The sequence below is a fragment of the Paenibacillus sp. GD4 genome (genome assembly GCF_030846225.1).
GTDB classification, from domain to species: Bacteria; Bacillota; Bacilli; order Paenibacillales; family NBRC-103111; genus Paenibacillus_G; species Paenibacillus_G silviterrae.
In genome coordinates this window covers 4,628,873-4,646,740 of record NZ_JAVCYK010000001.1, presented here as the reverse complement: position 1 = coordinate 4,646,740, position 17,868 = coordinate 4,628,873, and the positions used below count along the sequence as shown (strand labels likewise).

At 50.6% G+C, this 17,868-nt stretch carries 11 protein-coding genes; 1 reads left to right on the top strand and 10 read right to left on the bottom strand.

The genetic code is table 11. From position 1 onward, the window contains the following. Window positions 1-155: 155 nt before the first annotated feature. Window positions 156-665 carry a phosphatidylglycerophosphatase A family protein gene (locus tag RAC89_RS21895; protein ID WP_306615765.1) on the bottom strand — a complete coding sequence of 170 codons (510 nt, stop codon included), beginning with the start codon at window positions 663-665 and terminating at the stop codon, window positions 156-158. A gap of 167 nt (window positions 666-832) precedes the next feature. Between RAC89_RS21895 and RAC89_RS21890 the strand changes: the two genes are divergently transcribed. Further along, the gene (locus RAC89_RS21890; RefSeq protein WP_306615764.1) at window positions 833-1,354 is read left to right on the top strand and encodes a 2'-5' RNA ligase family protein; all 522 of its coding nucleotides are present in this window, start codon (window positions 833-835) and stop codon (window positions 1,352-1,354) included. A 105-nt stretch (window positions 1,355-1,459) separates the two neighbouring features. Here RAC89_RS21890 and RAC89_RS21885 read toward each other — a convergent pair whose 3' ends face one another. The 9 genes from RAC89_RS21885 to RAC89_RS21845 form a co-directional block, all read right to left on the bottom strand. After that, complete coding sequence (locus RAC89_RS21885; RefSeq protein ID WP_306615763.1) at window positions 1,460-3,019, bottom strand: IS1182 family transposase; 1,560 nt, start codon at window positions 3,017-3,019, stop codon at window positions 1,460-1,462. Window positions 3,020-3,175: 156 nt separating this feature from the next. Then, window positions 3,176-4,900: a hypothetical protein gene (locus RAC89_RS21880; protein ID WP_306615762.1), complete on the bottom strand. Its 1,725-nt coding sequence runs from the start codon at window positions 4,898-4,900 to the stop codon at window positions 3,176-3,178. A 24-nt stretch (window positions 4,901-4,924) separates the two neighbouring features. Further along, window positions 4,925-6,181 (bottom strand): efflux RND transporter periplasmic adaptor subunit, encoded by a 1,257-nt coding sequence (locus RAC89_RS21875; protein ID WP_306615761.1) that lies wholly within the window; start codon window positions 6,179-6,181, stop codon window positions 4,925-4,927. Between the two features lie 44 nt (window positions 6,182-6,225). Continuing rightward, window positions 6,226-9,333 carry an efflux RND transporter permease subunit gene (locus RAC89_RS21870; protein ID WP_306615760.1) on the bottom strand — a complete coding sequence of 1,036 codons (3,108 nt, stop codon included), beginning with the start codon at window positions 9,331-9,333 and terminating at the stop codon, window positions 6,226-6,228. A gap of 205 nt (window positions 9,334-9,538) precedes the next feature. Next, complete coding sequence (locus RAC89_RS21865; protein WP_284638801.1) at window positions 9,539-10,072, bottom strand: GbsR/MarR family transcriptional regulator; 534 nt, start codon at window positions 10,070-10,072, stop codon at window positions 9,539-9,541. 241 nt (window positions 10,073-10,313) lie between these two features. Next, on the bottom strand, window positions 10,314-12,509 hold the full coding sequence (locus tag RAC89_RS21860; protein ID WP_306615759.1) for a hypothetical protein: 2,196 nt from the start codon (window positions 12,507-12,509) through the stop codon (window positions 10,314-10,316). A gap of 26 nt (window positions 12,510-12,535) precedes the next feature. Beyond that, a complete protein-coding gene (locus tag RAC89_RS21855) occupies window positions 12,536-14,011 on the bottom strand; it encodes an ABC transporter substrate-binding protein (RefSeq protein ID WP_306615758.1) in 1,476 nt (491 codons plus the stop codon). Window positions 14,012-14,038: 27 nt separating this feature from the next. Beyond that, window positions 14,039-14,920: an ABC transporter ATP-binding protein gene (locus tag RAC89_RS21850; protein WP_306615757.1), complete on the bottom strand. Its 882-nt coding sequence runs from the start codon at window positions 14,918-14,920 to the stop codon at window positions 14,039-14,041. A gap of 3 nt (window positions 14,921-14,923) precedes the next feature. Continuing rightward, complete coding sequence (locus RAC89_RS21845) at window positions 14,924-17,866, bottom strand: ABC transporter permease (protein ID WP_306616164.1); 2,943 nt, start codon at window positions 17,864-17,866, stop codon at window positions 14,924-14,926. Between the last annotated feature and the right edge of the window lie 2 nt (window positions 17,867-17,868).

Sequence of the window (17,868 nt, the reverse complement as noted above, 5' to 3'; positions counted from 1 at the left end):
TTCGCGAGGCACCCGGCTTGAAATTTGCTTTCATAAAGCTTACTCCAATAAACCCAGCTCATTGTTCTTCACTCCGTATCAGAAATGGGATTAAGGTCGGTACTTAGCATAACCCAAAAAGAGCCTCCTTATTTTTAAGAGGCTCTCTCCAGTATTTAACTTCGCTCCGACTCATCCCTATGATGATGTGCGATTCGGCTTGCAGCAGATGCCGCAATGCTGGCTACCAGGTCGTCCAGAAAGGTGTGTACCCTATTGCCTGCCTTCGTGTCCAGCTTCTTTATCATTCCGATCTTCTGCTTATCCAGATGTCCGAAGGTGGTCACGCCAATGCTTCCATAGCTGAACACAGAACCAAGCGCTAAAGTCTCATCACAGCCAAACAAGCCTTCATCCGTTTCGATGATCGATTGGATCGGCTCTGACAGCATGCCCTTCTCCGCCAAAACATCCAGTTCGATGCCTACCAAGATGGCATGCTGCAGCTCTCTCTTTTGCAATACGGCATGAACCGCATCGATACATACATCCATGGTTAATGTGGGATGATAAGGTAGCTGCATTTCGCGAACGATCCAAGCTACTTCTTCCAGAGCCACTCCGCGTTCCTGGAGCTTCCGTAGAGCAGCTTCCTTTACCTCATCGCTGTGCACTTGTCTTCTCATCAGCACCGCCCCTTAATAGAAGGTAAAAGAAATCCCCTTTCATTTATTGTATGGTGTCAGTACTTGCCATGTGTATATTTTCTAGAAGCATAGCAACACTCGCCCCGACACGCTATAATGAAGTATGGGCGAATATTGCCCTGATGAGGTCGATAAGGAGGGATTGTATGTTGTACGGACTTGCCGTATTTCCATCTTCCGAAATCCAGGAATTCGCTGATCGTTACCGAAAGCGATACGATACCCATTACTCCATCATTAAGCCTCACTTGACCCTCCGGGAAAAGGAACTCATCTCCGAGGAGCAGCTGGAGAAAGGCATTTCCTATTTGACGGAAGCGGCCAGGAAGCTGGAGCCCTTTATATTGCATTTTAATCGGTTCTCTACCTTTTATCCGGCTAACAATGTCATTTATATGGCGCTGGCGGACCCCGAGCCGATGCAGAAAGCGTATGAGGTGTTGTGCAGCGGTGTGCTTCAAGAACAGGCCAAACCGTATGCCTTTACTCCTCATCTGACGATAGCCCAAGAGCTGGGAGACGATGAGCTGCACGATGTTCTATCCAGCGTCCGAAAGCAACCTGTTGATTTCCGCTGCACGGTGAACCACGTTGTTCTGCTGAGGCAAACAGAAAACGGCATTTGGCAATCGGTTCAAGAGTTTCCCCTTGGGGGAAGCGGCGAATAAGTTGTTATGACAAAGGGGCTGTCCCAAAAGTAGCGAAAAATCTACTTAAAGGGACAGCCCCTTTTATACAACCCCGAATTTCGTGAAAAAATGGCCGGACAGGGTTCATTCTTGCCCGGCTATATGTCTTTTTTGCTCCGTGGTTACCACCTTAAGCAAATTGTGGGCAAGTGAAAGCCACCCGACCTCCAGGCTTACTTTTGGTAAGCCGCGAAGCAGGAACCTCCGGAATCCCCGGTTATTTTTCATTTGCCCAAACACACTTTCCACTTCGATCATTCGTTGAACCGAGAGCTTGCGTCCATCTTCGCTTCTTAATTTTTCTCTAGCCACTTTTTTGTAGCGAAGATACTCCATGCTGACCCTTATTTCGCGGCTGCGTTCAGACTTGGTGCATTTCTCTTTGAACGGACACCCCTCACAGTTTTCACTTCGGTAGATCCGCAATTTGACCCCGTACCCACTATCAGTCTTGTTCTTGCTCTCCTTAATAAAATGTAGTGTTCGTCCGTTTGGGCATACCCAGCTGTCTTTGTCCTCGTTGTACGTCCAGTTTTCTAAGCGGGATACGTCGTTTCGCCAAGCTCTTGATACCTCCTTATGAAAGGAATTATATTTCACAAGCGCTTCCATGTTTTCTTTCTCTAGATACGCATAGTTTTCCTCACCACCGTAACCGGCATCGGCGATGACGGTTTTAGGAAGACGACCAAGCGTCTCTTTTACCTTGTTAAGATGCGGGATAAGGCAACGCGTATCTGTCGGGCGCTGGTGGAGGGAGTAACCTACGATGAATTGGTTCTCTGTGCCGACTTGTACGTTGTAGCCGGGCTTGAGTTGACCGTTGCCCATGTGGTCTTCCTTCATTCTCATAAACGTGGCATCTGGATCCGTTTTACTGAAACTGTTTCGTTCGCCAAGGATCTCAAGCTGAGTTTCGTACTTCTGCTGGCGGGGAACAAAATCCTTACGCAGTTGCCGTACCGCTTTCTTTACCGTTTTGTTCTTTGGTTCACTCTTCAGTTTGGCTTCTAGCTTCGTTAAAGCCGCCTCCATGCTCTCGCTTGTTAGGTCGGTGTCTCCGCCCAGCTCGAGCAGGTCCTTGCCGTTGTGCTCTTTATCTTCCTGAATCTCCTGCTGTTCAATCTCAATAAAAAGCTGCTTCACTTTCTCTTCCAGCCTGGCTTTCTGCTTCTTTACTGCCTTTCCCCAGACAAACGTATACCGGTTTGCATTTGCTTCGATCTTGGTACCGTCAACAAAGTAGTTCTCCAGCTTGATATATCCCTCGGCCATTAGCAGCTCCAGCATTCCTGCAAAAATCTTCTCGAGCTGCTCCTTCATCCGCTCGGAGCGAAACCGATTGATGGTCCGGAAGTCCGGCTGTTGGCGACCTGCCAGCCACATGAAAGGGATATTCTCACGCACGGCCTTGGCAATCTGTCTAGAGGAGTAGATACGTTGAGAATAAGCATACACAATGATTTTAGTAAGCATTTTAGGGTGATAGCTATCCCGACCGCCTCCGGGATACGCAGCTGTAAACAAGCTGTCGTCCAAACGATTGATGAAGCTATTAATAACTCGCGCTACGTGACGTGGTGGGATGTCCATTTCCAAATCCATTGGCAGACACAGTTGATCCATGGTATATTGAATAAACAAAGAAACCTCTCCTTTCAATGGTTGCTCGACACTTCCATTTTACCAAGGATTGGTTTCTTTTTGTTTTACAAAATTGAGAAAAAGGGGCAGTCCCTCAGTCACCTATGGTGACTTTTGGGACAGCCCCTTGTTGTATTGCTTATGAGATATGAGAAATTATTGCTTGTAGCTACCAATAAGGCGTTTGGATTCACCTGCAGGTGTGGTGAATACTTCGTACATTTTAATTGTAAGCGGACGCTCCAACTGCTCGGAGCTCGATGAGAAGAGAATGTTATTCTCACCGCTAACCAAATGATTCGGTCCGACCAAGCCAACTTGAGTAGAGCCGATCAAACGATCGTTTTCTGCCAACAAATCTAACTGAATCCTGGAGAAGCTGTTATCAAGTTGAACCATTTCTTGGCGTTTTAATTCCAAATCGAACCTTGCTTTATAGGTAAATTTATAATTCGTTGCCTGGCCCCAGTTAACAGCGATCGTCCAGTATTTAACTTTAGCTTCAAATGGAAACACGGTGAAAGTCTCGCCTTCGCCCTGAGGCTGAAGCGTCATCCCGTAAGTCGCCAACGGCGTTTTGTAAGGTGCAGCCGAGATCGTATCGACGACTTTCAGCGCCAACCCTTCCCCTGTTTCCGAATTAGGCAAAACATAGGAATAGTTCAACACTAAAGAAGAATTCGGCAGTACACGCTGCGTAGTGATGCTTTGACGGTTACCGCTGTAGATGTATCCGTCAGCACTGATCAGCTCCGTTTGGAAGACAGGTACGCTGAGAGGACGATCGCTTTTGTTTGTAAGCATGAACTTGGCCGTTACATCTTTGGAGCCGTCCGTATCATTCTCATTCATATGGAACTCCACTACGGAAACGGCTAAGTCCGGATGAATCAGCTTGCTTAACGTATCGAAATTCATAGGCTTGCCGAGTTCGTATGCGGTGTACGCCTCGCCTGCCTGCTCTGTAGGAAGCAAAATATTGAGACGTCCCACTGTATAATTAACCGGAGCTGGCTTGCCGTCCGGACCAACCTGTACAAATGATTCCGGCGTTAACAAATTCAAGCTGGCAAGCATGGTATCCAGATCGGTAGGAATAGCATAATGAATGTATTTCTCTTCCCCTGCCTCAAGATACAATTCTCCTTGTTCTACTCGGTTACCGGAGAATACCTTGGATTCCGTTTTCCCCTCGAGCAGGAATGCAGGAATGGCTTCACGTTTGTCCGTTGCATTCGAGACAAGCAGCTGCACAACATAAACGGTCCCTTTGTCTGTTGATTCCTTGTTAATGTTCATAGGCTTGTACGTAAGCGGCGACGTTACGGACGGGATAGCAAAGGAATCGGACCATTTCTTAACCGCTGCAGGATCTGTAATCGGCGTATCGCTTCCCGACCATGGCCTGGATTCTACCGGCACAGCAAGCAGCACCGTTTCCGCCTTAGGATACACATAGTAATCGACATCCGTCCAGTTCACTTCCGTGAGCGTCACTTCGTCGGTACGGTCGATCACAGCCATGTAGCTGAGCTCCGAAGTTGCTTTTGGCTGAATGGACTTGGCGTTTGCTGCGCTGGATTGAAGCGTGTATTCAACGCCGTCGCTCGTTTTAACGCGGAGCTCATACTCCGGAACGCGATGAATTTTCGCGCTATTGTTTTTCATTCGAACGACAACGCCCAGACGGTTTCCATCGGCTACCTTTTCACTCAACACGCTCTTCACTTCAACATCCAGCAGATCCGTGAGTTTATAAGAAACGGCTGACGGTGCAGTGATGGCGGACGGAGCGTCCGCCGCCAAAGCGGAAGCCCCCGTGGTCATAAGCGCGGCTGTAATCACAACAGATGTAAAGGACTTCTTCCAGTTTTTTGTCACGAGCTTTCTCCTCCTGATAGTTCTTTATTTAGCCAGCTGAACTTTTTCTTTATCTTTAATTTGATGTTGGCCGGAGACAATCAGCTGCTCGCCTTCCTTCACGCCGGAGAGCACCTCCTGAATCGTTTCGTTCAACCGGCCAAGCTCAACCTTGCGTTTTTCCGCTACATCACCGTTTAGGACGAAGACAAAGGTGTCTCCTCCTTCACGGACAACACTAAGTGTAGGAACGGTAATAACGTTTTGATCATTCTCTTCTGTCAAAAGCACCTGAACCTTCATGCCTGGCTTCAGCTTCCGGTCCGCGTTCGGAATTTCCAGCTCCAGAGTATACGATTTGGTCTGGGTGCTCATCACATCGGCCAAATAGCTTACCTTCCCTTTGAGCTTCTCGGTAGTTCCAGGAACGTAGAATAGCAGCTCTTCCTTGCCGCGGACCAGCTTGGCCGAATCCTCGGTCAGCTCAGCCTTGATCTTGATCGGGTCTAGCTGCTGCACCTGCCCTGCACGATAGCCCGCAGGCAGGGTCATTCCCACTTCGATGGGCAGCTCGGTAATGACACCGCTGACCGTCGCCTTCACTTCCATGTTGCCCAAGGTTCTTTCCAGCTCACGAAGGGATACGTTGGACGACTCTACGGATTGCTCCATCTGGGCTAAAGAATTCGTTTTTTCCAAGGTAGCCAGCTTGCTCTTGGAGCTTTCAAGGTCCATTTTTAGGTTCGTTACCCGGGTCTCCAGCTGCTCTAATTGAAACTTAGTAATCAACCCAAGATCATAATCGTTACGCCCTTTGTTATAGTCCTTCTCGGCATCTCGCAGCGCCTGCTCCGTCTTGGCAATACCGTTCCTTAATTCCTGCTTTCCATTGGCCAGATCCTCACGTGCTTTGGCCATTTGCTGATTCGCAGAACGAAGCCCGATTTCGATTTTTTCCTTGTTGATCAGTACATCTGTTGTATCTAATCGAAAAATCACATCGCCCTTCTCGACCGAATCCCCGCGTTTCTTGAGGATTTCAACAACATCGCCGCCTACCTTCGCAGGCACATCCAGTTGAATGGACGAAACGACATCCGCCACCTGCTCGAGCGGATCGCCGATTCGTTTTTTCTCAATTTTTGCTACCTTCACTTGCTTCAGCGTCACCTCAGCCGCGTTGGCAGGCTTGGCTTCCGGCGCCGGATTGGCGGAGCAGCCTGTGATGAGAGCCGCGCCAATGACGACGGCCCCCACCACTTTACTGCTTTGTTTCATTGATTTTGCAATGGCATTATTCATTTGCCGATTCTCCTTTTCCCTTGACAGTCAGTGTCTCTATCTACTTATTGCGAAACGGTGGCAACTTTCGCTTCCACAGCGATCTTCTCTTTCCCCTTAAAGATGCGGGCAACCCGCTGATTAAAGTTCGTAATCATCAGATATGCTACCGGCACAATAACAAGCGTGAGCAGGGTCGAAGTCGTCAAACCGCCGATAACAACTACTGCCAGACCCTTGGAAATTAGCGTCCCTTTAGACAGCCCTAACCCCAGAGGAAGCAACGCAATGATCGTCGCCCCCGCCGTCATAATGATCGGACGAAGACGGGTTACCCCTGCCTCTACTAACGCTTCGAACACTTCAAGTCCTTCTTCGCGAAGCTGCTGAACTCGGTCAACAAGCACGATGGCATTCGTTACTACGATACCTATGAGCATTAGGAAGCCGATCAAGGAAGTAATGTTAACCGATTCGTTAGTGATCAAAAGTCCGAATAAACCGCCGATCGCTGCGAGCGGCAACGAGAACAGAATAGCGAAAGGCGCGCTGCCGTTGCCGAACGCGAGAACCATGACAAGGTATACGATGAAGATCGAAGCACCCATGGCCAAAAACATTTCGTTAAAGCTCTTTTGGATGTCGTCCGTAACCCCTTTGACCTCTGTGCGAACTCCCGACGGAAGCTCAAGCGTCTTGAGCGCTTCCTGTACTTTAACGCTGACCCCGCCCTTATCGATGTTATCGATCTTCGCCGTTAAGCGCACATACTGTTCCTGCATCTCACGGGTAATCGCTACGGGCGCGGCAATTTGATTTACTTTAGCAACTTCGTTTAATTTGATCGTTTGGCCCGTAGGCGTCTTGATATAGAATTGGCTTACCTTATCAATGGAATCTTTAAAACTTGAATCTAGCATAACCTTGGTTTCATATGTAATATTATCAAACTTCAGGTCGCCCAGCTTTTCTTCCGCGAGCCAAGAACTCACCGCCGACATGACCTGGGCTGAAGAAAGACCGTAAAGCCGCGCCTTATTTTGATCGACGCTGATCTCAACCTCGGTTTTGGATTCACTCAGGGAATCCTTAATATCCTGAAGCTCAGGGAATTCCTTCAGCTTCGCTTTGACCAGCTCGGCACCCTGCTTCAGTGTGTTCAAGTCATCTCCCTTCAGATAGTAGGAGAAGTCGGCTCCCGCCCCTGGAGGACCGCCTGCACTAAGCACAGCACCATCAACCTCCGAACCGCTCGGCAGCAAATAAGCCATTTTATCCTTATAGTCTTTAAATACTGCCTTGGCATCTGAAGCCGGAGAAGCAGCAGCAAAGAACATGGTCCGGTAAGCGACGCGATCCGTACTATTGTTATAGCCGATGAGCGATTCCACATAGTCGAATACAGGAGCGCCTGTCGCGTCTTTGCCGTCCGCCATCATCGCTTCAATTTCTTTTACCTTCTCATTCATCGCTTCAATCGTTGTTTCTCGAGGCATCTTCAGTGTAAACTGCATCATTTTATCCGAAGAGCTCTCCGGCATAAAGGAGGTAGCCAAGAACGGCACCGTGCCTCCAATCGAGACGACCAGCAGAAGCAAAGCGGCCAATGCCGTTTTCTTGCGGTTATTCAAAGACCAAATAAGCATTTTCTTATAGCCGTTCGATAGCTTGCCTTTACCTTCCTCATGCGTACCGAGATTTTTGCTTCGAAGCACCATAATTTTAGCAAGCATAGGAATGACCGTAACGGCAACGATCAGGGAAGAAAGCAATGCAACAGCCAGCGTAATCGCAAAAGGCCTGAAAATTTCGCCGAGCACGCCGCTAACAAATGCAATAGGACCGAACACGCCTACAGTTGTGATGGTGGAGGAGGTTATCGCGGACGCCACCTGCGCCGTTGCCAGCTTAATGACCGATTCTCCTCGCTCCTGCGCCTTTTGCAGCTGACTATAAATGTTCTCAATAACAACGATACTGTCATCCACGACCCGGCCGACCGCGATCGCCATACCACCTAAGGTCATGATGTTTAGCGAGATGCCAAGCGGTGCCATAATCAGCAGCGTTACGAGCATCGACAATGGAATCGAGACTAAAACGATAAAGGTCATACGAACATTTCTTAAAAAGAGCAAAATCATAACGGAAGCAAGTATGGCGCCGAGAACGCCTTCCTTCACCATCCCGTTGATCGATTCCTGAATATCCTTGGCAGAATTATAAATCGTATGGAACGTTATGTTCGGGTATGCAGTCTTCCATTCAGCCATGAGCCGGTCGGCTTCCGCACCGAATTCTACCGCATTGGCATTCTTCGTCTTAAACAAATGAACGCCAATCGCAGGCTTTCCGTTCAAGCGGGAGAAAAATTCCGCTTCCCTGATCGCTTCAACCTTAGCCAGCTGCTTCAGAAGCACCGTGTCCCCTGTATTCGTAGTAATCTTCATATTCTCAAGGTTATACACGGTATTCAGATCGCCCTTCACGCGAACCATCTGCTTGTTCCCGCTGAAATCGACCGACCCTACGGGGCTTTGAGCAAGGGAAGCTTGGATTCGCTGCGATACATCGGCTGGCGTCATGCCGTAGTTGTTGATGGCATTTGCATTCAGCTTCAGCGTAAGCACGGCTTCCTGGTTCCCGATCGAGTCAACATGGTCAATGCCCTTCATCGAGTTGAAGCCCGGCAAAATGACGTCCTTGTAAATCTTATCAAGCTCTTCCTGCGTCATTCCGTTGTTGGCATACACGGACAAATAGTACACCGGCTCCGACGCAAAGCCCATGGTTTGCACCTTTGGTTTTTCCGAGCTTTGAGGAAGCTTGACGTTGGTGATTAAACTCTCAACGTCCTTCTTGACATCCTCAGGGTCCTCGCCGTTCTCAAGCTCAATTACTATGGATGAGAAGTTATCGCTTGAGGTAGATGTTAAATTTTTCATCCCCGGCAGTCCCGTCAGGGATTTCTCAAGCGGCTTCGTTACATCCTCCAGCACGTCCTTAGGCGGTGCGGTGTACTGGGTATTTACGACAACGACAGGGAAGGAAATGTCGGGAAAGCTCTCGACCTTTAACGTAGTGGTGGCGTACAACCCTCCCCCAAACAGCAACAGCACGATGATGACAACGGCCGTGATGTTTTTTAATGAAAACTCGGTTAATTTGTTCATCTCTCTACTCCTCCATAAGAAAACCTCTATCGAAGCCATGCAACGACGAGAATTTCTTGCTCGTTATACGGCTGCCGACATCTTAGACGACGGATCCACTTATACCCCTTCAAAAAATATTGAAAGTTTATTGACCCTTGAATAGTATACTGGGATTTTCCGGTCCTGTAAGGTGAAAAAAGTCACTTCGTCAGCGTGCATAGCGTCACATTTCGTTCTTAAACTGCAGCATGATTTGCTCCCGCTTTTGCTTCCACTCCTCTTCAAATCCCTCCAAACGAGTTAGATAGGCTTGATACAAAGCATCCATCTCGATAAATCTGCGCTTGAACGCATCATGGGAGGCTACCTCCTCCGTCTTGATATCCTGGATGAAGGCTAAAACGTTAAGCGTCGATTGAATTTGGCCCTGCACGCTTTGAATCTTCTGGATCGTATTGCGGGCCACAGTCATCGTAAAATCATCCGCTATGTAATAGTAATCCTTCCGGTCGCTTCGCGTGGCCAATCTCTGGCACATCGCATGCTTTTCCAAAGCACGAACCTGCACGCTGACTGCGGCCTTCGTTACTCCGAGCCGGTCTGCCATCTCTTGAAGACTTAGGGGCTCCGGAGCAAAAAGAAGCAAGGCGAAAATTTTACCGACGAGCGGACTGAAGCCCTCCGATTCAAAAAGCAAAGACATATGATTGCTGATCGAGCACTTCAAGTCGGAAAACGAATGCTGAGAAGGTTCCATTAATACTGTATCTCCTTGATTGCATTATGTTGTTATCGTTAAGAAGGTTGTTAACGACAATAACATACTACCGAAAGCTAAAAACTGTCAATAGAACCAATGAAGATTTAACCATTACTTCACATTCTTGTGACCTGATTCACAACGAAAACCGCCTCCATGAAATGATACGCTGGCTCACGGAGGCGGTTTCCTTTGAAAACGCTATGTTTCATCAAGTTTCAGTTAAAAGAATGTGACATTAATCCGTCATGCTGAACCAGTCTACCTTCTTCTTCGCTAACAGCCGTTTATGTCCTTGATAGGAATCATAGATACTAAGCTGGTACGTCTTAAGGAATTGCAATCGATAGATTAAGTCGGAATCCGAAACCTTGATTTGGAATTCCTTATAGCTGCCGAGTCTAAGCTTATCGTCCGCTTTCGATGCTGCTCCGGAGGCAGCCGAGGCCGTTTCAAAATCCTTCAACTCAAACTCCTGCGTAAACTCGAGCTTTCCGTTCTCATCTTCGAAGCCGATCACAAGCTTGCGACCTTCGTTGTTCATCTCTACCATCATGTCACGGGAGAGCTTGTAATCAAACTCAAGCGTTACCCCGGTTTGACCCAATGCGGTCTTGATACGGTTCATGGAGAATTTATAAGGCGCCAGCTCTACCTCCAGAAGATCATCCTTCACTGCCGTGTCCTGCTCAGGAAGCCAGAAGCCCGCTGCATTGACATAGGCGTCCGGTTGGCCGTCCTTTTCCGTCAGCTTGTTGTCGGTTACGGCTTCTCCAATTAAGAGCTGCATGCCGGCTGTCTGGAAGTCCTTAGGCACATTCGCAGAGACGAGCAACACGGCTTTTCCGTCCGGCCGAATCTTCGTTTTGATTTCACTGACGGCCGCCGGGAGTACCGTACCGTCTGTGGTTTTAAAGTGAGCTACAAGCTTCGTTACATCGATCGCACGCTTCTCCAAATTGCTTGCTTCCAGCTGGATTGTCAGAAGATCCGACGTTTCACCCTCGTATATGCGGGTGTTGCGCGCCGAATAGCTGGCACTGCGTCCGATGCTTTTCACTTGGTAAGTTTCAAAAGCATTAAGGTAGGGAACATTCATAAGCTCCGAGCGGTGTACAAACTCAAGGAGCTCCGTCACGCTGCCTCCTGTACCGGAATCCCCTCCCGCGCTGCCGCCGGAGGTGCCCTCCTTCTCTAAAAGCACCAGCTTGGCTTTGCCGAATTCATAGGTATAGGGCATTTTCCCGACAAATTGAAAGGTTGCAGCAGCCTTCGGAGCTAGGCCGATGACCTTATCGGTTCGGATCAGCTTCGCTTCTACTTTAACGGCGTCATCCAGCATGAAGTATCCCGCCAATTCGGGGAGCGGCAACGATTTATCCCCCTTGTTCGATAGGATCATGCTCGCCGTAAGCAGGTCCTGATCTTCCCATGGCACGCGCGTCAAGCTCTGCAGCTGAGTCGTATACGTTCCCTCTTTATTGGAAAAATTGTATTCTTTGCCCGTATCCACGTCATCTGTTGGAGACACCGGGGGCAGCGCAAAGAAGGCAATGGGCAAATTGATCTTCAAATCCGATGCATGCTGCATGATAACCAGCTGCCACCCATCGGTCGAAACGGAAACAGGAACCGAGCCGGACAGCTCGATTTCTTTGTTCGTTTGGGGATGGATCGATACATCCTTAACCCCCTTCGCCTCAAGCGGATACATATATCCCTCGCTTGTGCGAAGCAAATATTGATAGGTCGGGACGGCCGAGCTTCGGCTGCCGACATTCTCAAGATTTACAATCAGTGTAGGCGCGTAGTTTTTCTCATTCTTGGTCAGCAGCACCTTCTTAATGGTTGTGTTCACGGCATTGCCTTCCATCAGAATGGATCGGGAGGCTCCGGGTTCCGTCAGAACACTGTAGCTCTCCGGCACGGCGATTTCCCCGATTTTGCGTTCGAAATCAGACTGACTGAAGTCCCACTTAATGAATTCAAAGGTCAAATCCGTGAGCTCAGTCGTATCGCTTACACTTGCGAAGAAGCCGATATCCATACGCGTGCCCGGCGACACCTTATTTTTGTCCTTATCCTGGGGCATCTGACGGACGGAGATGGTTTGTCCGGACTTGGTCTTAATGCGCACCCAATAATCGATAAAAAGCAAATCTCCGCTTCCTTCGTTGTTTATGCTGACGGTAAACGTCACGGTCTTATTCTTCTGCTCCTGAAGCATCAGAACGTCCTTCAGTTCAAAGCTGCTGCTGCCGGCAACGGGCACCGATCCGAGGACCGGAGCGCTGCCCAGCGAGATAGCGGCAGCCGCTCCTGAGGTCGTCCCCCCATCGGCCGCCCATGCGGCTGGAGCGACCGAACCGAAGGTTAGTGCCGCTGATAACAGCAGCACCCCCGTCGTGTAAAATTTTTTGGGTTTGGTGTTCATCTGAAGCTGCTCCTCCCTGTTGTAAGCTATCTCATCATCATCCCTTGGTCGCGTGCAGGGCCATTGGGGTTATCCTTCAACGATTGCAGCAGCGCATCCCCTTCCGTCTGCCACTTTTTCAACCCGTCCTTCACGGACATCTTCCCTTGGGACACCTCTTCAAAGGTGCGGTAGGCGATTTCGTTCACCTGAACGATACCCGGCTTTTCGCGGTACAGCTTGTTGTCAAACTGCTGGTTCATGACAGGCGTCAGCGTCGTGAAGGCTGCGATATTGAACTCTACGCCGTTCTTAGGCTTGATGTATTTCTTGCGGGAAACAATATAGTTCGAGCTGCTCGACTTCAGCTTTGCATACTCTTCGCCGTTAATAAATTTAATAAACTTCCATGCATCCTGGACGTTTTGCGCCTTCGCATTGATGGACATGATTCCATCCATGTACATTTGACCTCCGACATCCGGCGCCTCCTGATGCACCGGTACGGTGACAACATCCCAATCAATCGGAGTAAAGCCCTTGATGTTCTGAGCACTCTTGTTCGCATTGACGATTTGATCCAATTGACCGTAATGAATAATCGACATCGCCACCCGTCCGGACAGGAAATCGTCCCCTTGGAACGGATTGAAATTTTCCTGATCCATGGAACGGTTTCGCATGGCATTGTAATCGATCGGCCCTGGAATCAGCTTCTCGTTCTTCCATTGGAGAGCTGCGTTCCATACCTTCTCCCAGCTTGGGTTGTCAACCGTCATCTTCTCGCCTTTCTCGTCGTACATGCGGAGCTCCAGCGGAGCGCTCATCATCTGAGCGGCGTAGAACATGTTCTCGCCCATGTTATGCGTTGAGAACGAAAAGCCGTATTTGCGGGACTCCCCTTCTCCTTTGACAAGACGACGTGCAAGCTCCATGGTTTCTTCCCATGTCATTTTGTCTTTCGGGTAGGGCACTCCCGCTTCATCGAACATCTTCTTGTTGTAAATCAATGCAGAGGATCCAAAGTTAGGCGCTAAAGCGTACAGCTTGCCGTCGCCGACCTTTTTCAACCCCTCCAGCACGGCAGGAACAATATCGCTCGTATCGAATTTATCCTTCGTAATCATAGGATCAAGCTGGGTCAGCATATTGCTGCTGATGAGCTCCGGCAGTTGTTCATACCCTACCATGACGACATCTGGCGGGTTATCGCCCTCCATCAGCTTCTTCATTTTCTCCATCGGGTCCTCAGGCTTCGTATTCGGATCCGGGCGTCCGTACATGAACCGTTCGTCCTGAGTCGTCAGGATCTCCAGCTTGATGTTCGGATTTGCAAATTCGAACAGCTCCGTAAATCGCTGGCGGAACCATTCGTCATTCGCGGAATAGCCCATGCTTGTAGCAATGCGAAGCACCCGCTCCGTCTTGTCGTCCGATTGGTTCGCTTTGGTACAAGCGGCGAGCATGGGGATCATCATGCTCACGCAAACGGTCATAAGGACCGGTTTTTTCATGATTTTCATACAGGGTTTCCCTCCAAAAATGGTATGCTATCCAAGCGACTTCGGCGTTCGAATAATGATCTTCTCGCCGTCGAATTCCATGGATGCCTTGCCTTCGATTTGCAGTGCCTGAAGATAGGCTTTAGGAATTTGCAGTCTTCCCGCCTTATCAAGCACGACGTATTCCTCATGCCCCACCTGGATGTCTGCTTGAGCGGCGGCCGCTTCTCCCTCCGCTTTCTCCAAGCTTGGATTGCGCTTCACAAACTCAGTGCTGGTCATCCCGTCGCGAATGGCTACAACGCGATCCACTTTGCTGGCCAGCGCCATATCGTGGGTTACAATGACGATCGTAACCCCTAGCTCGCGGTTCAAACGACGGAAAATGTCCATAATCATATCCGAGGTTTTGGTGTCAACCGAGCCGGTCGGCTCATCCGCCAGCAGTAATGAAGGACGGTTCGCAAGGGAAATCGCAATTGCCACCCGCTGCTGCTCCCCGCCGGAGAGCTGCTGCAGCTTGTTGTCCAGCCGATGGCTCAGCCCGACCCATTCCAGCAGCTGCTTGGCGTAAGCGCGGTCCAGCTTGCCGCTCAGCATCATCGGCATCTCGACATTCTCCAGCGCCGTTAGATACGGCACCAAATTTCGCGCGTTGTTTTGCCAGATGAAGCCTACCGTCTTGCGCTTATATTTCACCAGCTCATCATCCGTAATCTTTAGTAAATTCCATTCCCCGACCGTAACTTGGCCGGCCGAGGGCCGATCCAAGCCGCCGAGGATGTTCAGGAGCGTCGATTTGCCGCTGCCGCTATTCCCGATGATCGCCATCATTTCGCCCTGCGCGACGGAAATATTCAAGCCCTGAAGAGCCACGACCTCGATATCATCGGTTTTATAAATTTTGACGAGACCTTCGCAATGAATCACAGCTTATCTCTCCTCCCCCAGCTTCACCGCTTGATGCACGCGCAGCCTGCGGATATGCAGAATCAGGAGCGTAGCGCCGGTCAGCATCATAACGCCTACGACAACATAAAGCTGATCGGTGTCCCGCGCATCGAAGATGACCCGGAACGGAGGCACCTGTGTCTTCACATTGTCCGCCGTTTGCAGAAACGGAAGGAATAAGTAGCCTGTCAGCTTCCCTATGGCAACCCCCAGAACGATCGACAAGCCGGCCGTAAAACCCTGCTCCAGGAGCAGCATTCCCGTCAGCTGTCGGCGCGAAAGGCCCATGGCGCGTAGCACGCCGAACTGCACGACACGGCTGGAAAGGTTGAAAAACCAGTAAAGAATATAGCCGATAAGAGAAATAAATACGGAAACCAGAAACCCTAAGCTTAGGATGCCGAACACACCACCGCGAGCCGGATGACGCTTCTGAGTAATCAGCTCGTTGCGTACGTCCTTCACGCTGGCGATCTCCACCTTCTTCGCCTGCAGCGCCTCCAGCAGCGGCGCAACCTTAGCGCCCTCCTTCATTTTGAGCCATACCTCATAAGGTACGGTCGGAGCCTGGTCATACACATATTCCAAGTTGGCGATGAAGAACGGCGTTTGCTCCGGATATTGGCTGGGCCAATACGGTACGGTAGCTACGATTACAAATTCAACGGGCTGCTGTGAGACCGTAATACTGAGCAGATCTCCCGGCTTCAGCTGGTGCTTTTGGGCGAACGATGTCGGGATGATAACGGCCTGCTCATACTGCCCCAGCAGGTTTAAGTAGTGGTTCGGATGCGTTGCGAACAAATCCTTGCGGAACCAGCCCACCTTGGCAAAATCCACATTATCGATACCCATCAGCATACCCTGCCCGAGCGATTTGCCTGAAACGACCACGTTCCCTTTGGTCTGCAGTACTCGTGCAGCCTGCTCTACTCCCTCCAGCTCGCGGAAAACCGCAAAAGGCGGCTCGATATAACGCAGCCTCGGAGGAGGCCCCTCACCTTGCCCCGCACCAGGGGGCTGACCTGCCCCCTGGCCCGGTCCTTGACCCGAGCCGCCTCCTTGACCGCCCTGACCTTGGCCCTGACCTTGGCCCTGACCTTGTCCTTGGCCTCCTTGCCCTTGACCGCCTTGCCCCCCTGCATTCGGATCCGGCATTTCATCAGAAACGCCTTCCCATACGGCCTGCATTATGACATCCGAGCCATAGGCATACAACGTACGGTCCGTAGAGTTCAAATCGATCGTTCTTGCAGCCGAGGCGTTGTACACGCCAAGTCCCAGCGTCAAGATCAGCAGCAGCATCAACGGATAATAAGATGCCGAAGAGCGGGACAGCTGGGTAAGCGTCAGGAAGACGGGAACGGGCAGCAGTCTTTTCCCTAACCAGTTGCCTAAACGCAGCAGCCATGGAAAAATTCGCAGAAAGAACAGCCCCAGCGAAATGATCGATAACGCCGGGATAAAGAACAGCAGCGGATGCACCTGCAGCTGATCGGTGGTCATGCCCGTCTGAAGGGAAAGCACCTGGCGCTGATCGAACAAATAATAACCGTAGCCCACAATGCCGAGCAGCCCCACATCCAGGAACCATTTTTGCCAGAAGGGCTTCCGGTCCGAACGGGCGAGCTGCTGCTTATGGCTGACGATCGAGGCGCGTGCATAAATGACCGCCGGAATGACGCTGGCCAACAGGGCAATCGCCACGGCCGCTCCTCCGTAGAGCAGTGCCTCTGTGCTTACGCCTACCGGCACTGATTTGCGGTCCACGAAGGTAAGGAAGCCGCTGGAGGAGCCGATGCTCTTCGCCATGAACCAGCCGAGCAGCGGTCCGAGCAGCAAGGAGACGCCTCCCAGCAGGAGACCCTCAAGCACGTAAATCCAGATGATCTGGTTGGTGCTGCCTCCTCGGCTCCGTACGACCGCTATCAACGTACGTTGCCGGTCAAGAGACTGTCTTGCGTTCATGACAATGTAATAGAACACCATCGCGATCATCGGTGCAGCCAGCGTAAAGAGCAGGATTTGCAGCTGCAGGCTCTGCACCTTGAATTCCTGAAGGATCGGGATAAACGAGATGTCAACCCGCGTATTCTTCAGCTTCTGGAACAAGATGATATCCAGCCGTTCCAGCTTCCGCTCCAGGGAGCTGAGCTGACTCGTCTGAATCTCGCGAAGATCGAAGGCATAGTACCAGTTGCCCAGGTTCAGCGGGATCTTCTTCTGCTTGAGCACATACTCCTCAAACGCCTGATCGCTGACCAGCATAAGCGATGCGAGCCCCTCCAGTCCCTGGAACCAGTAAGGATCCGCATCCAGCCTCGGTTTGAACGCCCCGGTAATTTTCACCTTAAGCGGGGCGATCCCAAGTCCGCCGGATATCGGGTAATTGAAGACATCGCCGATATGAATATCGTTGCGGAACATTGCCTCTTCGTGAATGACGGCTTCGAGTATGCCCCCATTCACCTGATTCGAATGCATTTGTCCCTGGGTCAAATCGATCTTTTCTCGGAGACCGTTCTGTGCGGCCAGCGTCATCTGCCTCCGCTTGCTCGGATCCACCTTCGACGGATCATCGGGAGACAGCGAAGCCGCCCGCAGAGAGTAGCTCCGAACATAAGCTTCGTAAGGGAAACCGATGTCGCTCGGCAGCGTTTCCGTAATATATTGATCCGCTTCGTGCAGCGAATCCAGCTCCGCTCTTTCACTGCCCGAAGCCTGATAACGGATCAGGACGGAGCCGGGGGGCAAGCCTCCCGTTTTCTCCTGGAGCGATTTAGCCACCACCCGCTTCAGCGAGCCGTCCGCATACATCGGAATGCTCGTCGTGAAGGCAACCGCCATAATCAGGCCGACCAGCGAGCTCAAGGTCAACCAGCGTGTGTTCCACATTTTACGAATCAAAAAACGAAGCATCGGCATGG

Coding starts and splice junctions, on each gene's coding strand:
- RAC89_RS21895 (WP_306615765.1), bottom strand. CDS start 665: ATGAGAAGACAAGTGCACAGCGATGAGGTAAAGGAAGCTGCTCTACGG.
- RAC89_RS21890 (WP_306615764.1), top strand. CDS start 833: ATGTTGTACGGACTTGCCGTATTTCCATCTTCCGAAATCCAGGAATTC.
- RAC89_RS21875 (WP_306615761.1), bottom strand. CDS start 6,181: ATGAATAATGCCATTGCAAAATCAATGAAACAAAGCAGTAAAGTGGTG.
- RAC89_RS21870 (WP_306615760.1), bottom strand. CDS start 9,333: ATGAACAAATTAACCGAGTTTTCATTAAAAAACATCACGGCCGTTGTC.
- RAC89_RS21865 (WP_284638801.1), bottom strand. CDS start 10,072: ATGGAACCTTCTCAGCATTCGTTTTCCGACTTGAAGTGCTCGATCAGC.
- RAC89_RS21860 (WP_306615759.1), bottom strand. CDS start 12,509: ATGAACACCAAACCCAAAAAATTTTACACGACGGGGGTGCTGCTGTTA.
- RAC89_RS21855 (WP_306615758.1), bottom strand. CDS start 14,011: ATGAAAATCATGAAAAAACCGGTCCTTATGACCGTTTGCGTGAGCATG.
- RAC89_RS21845 (WP_306616164.1), bottom strand. CDS start 17,866: ATGCCGATGCTTCGTTTTTTGATTCGTAAAATGTGGAACACACGCTGG.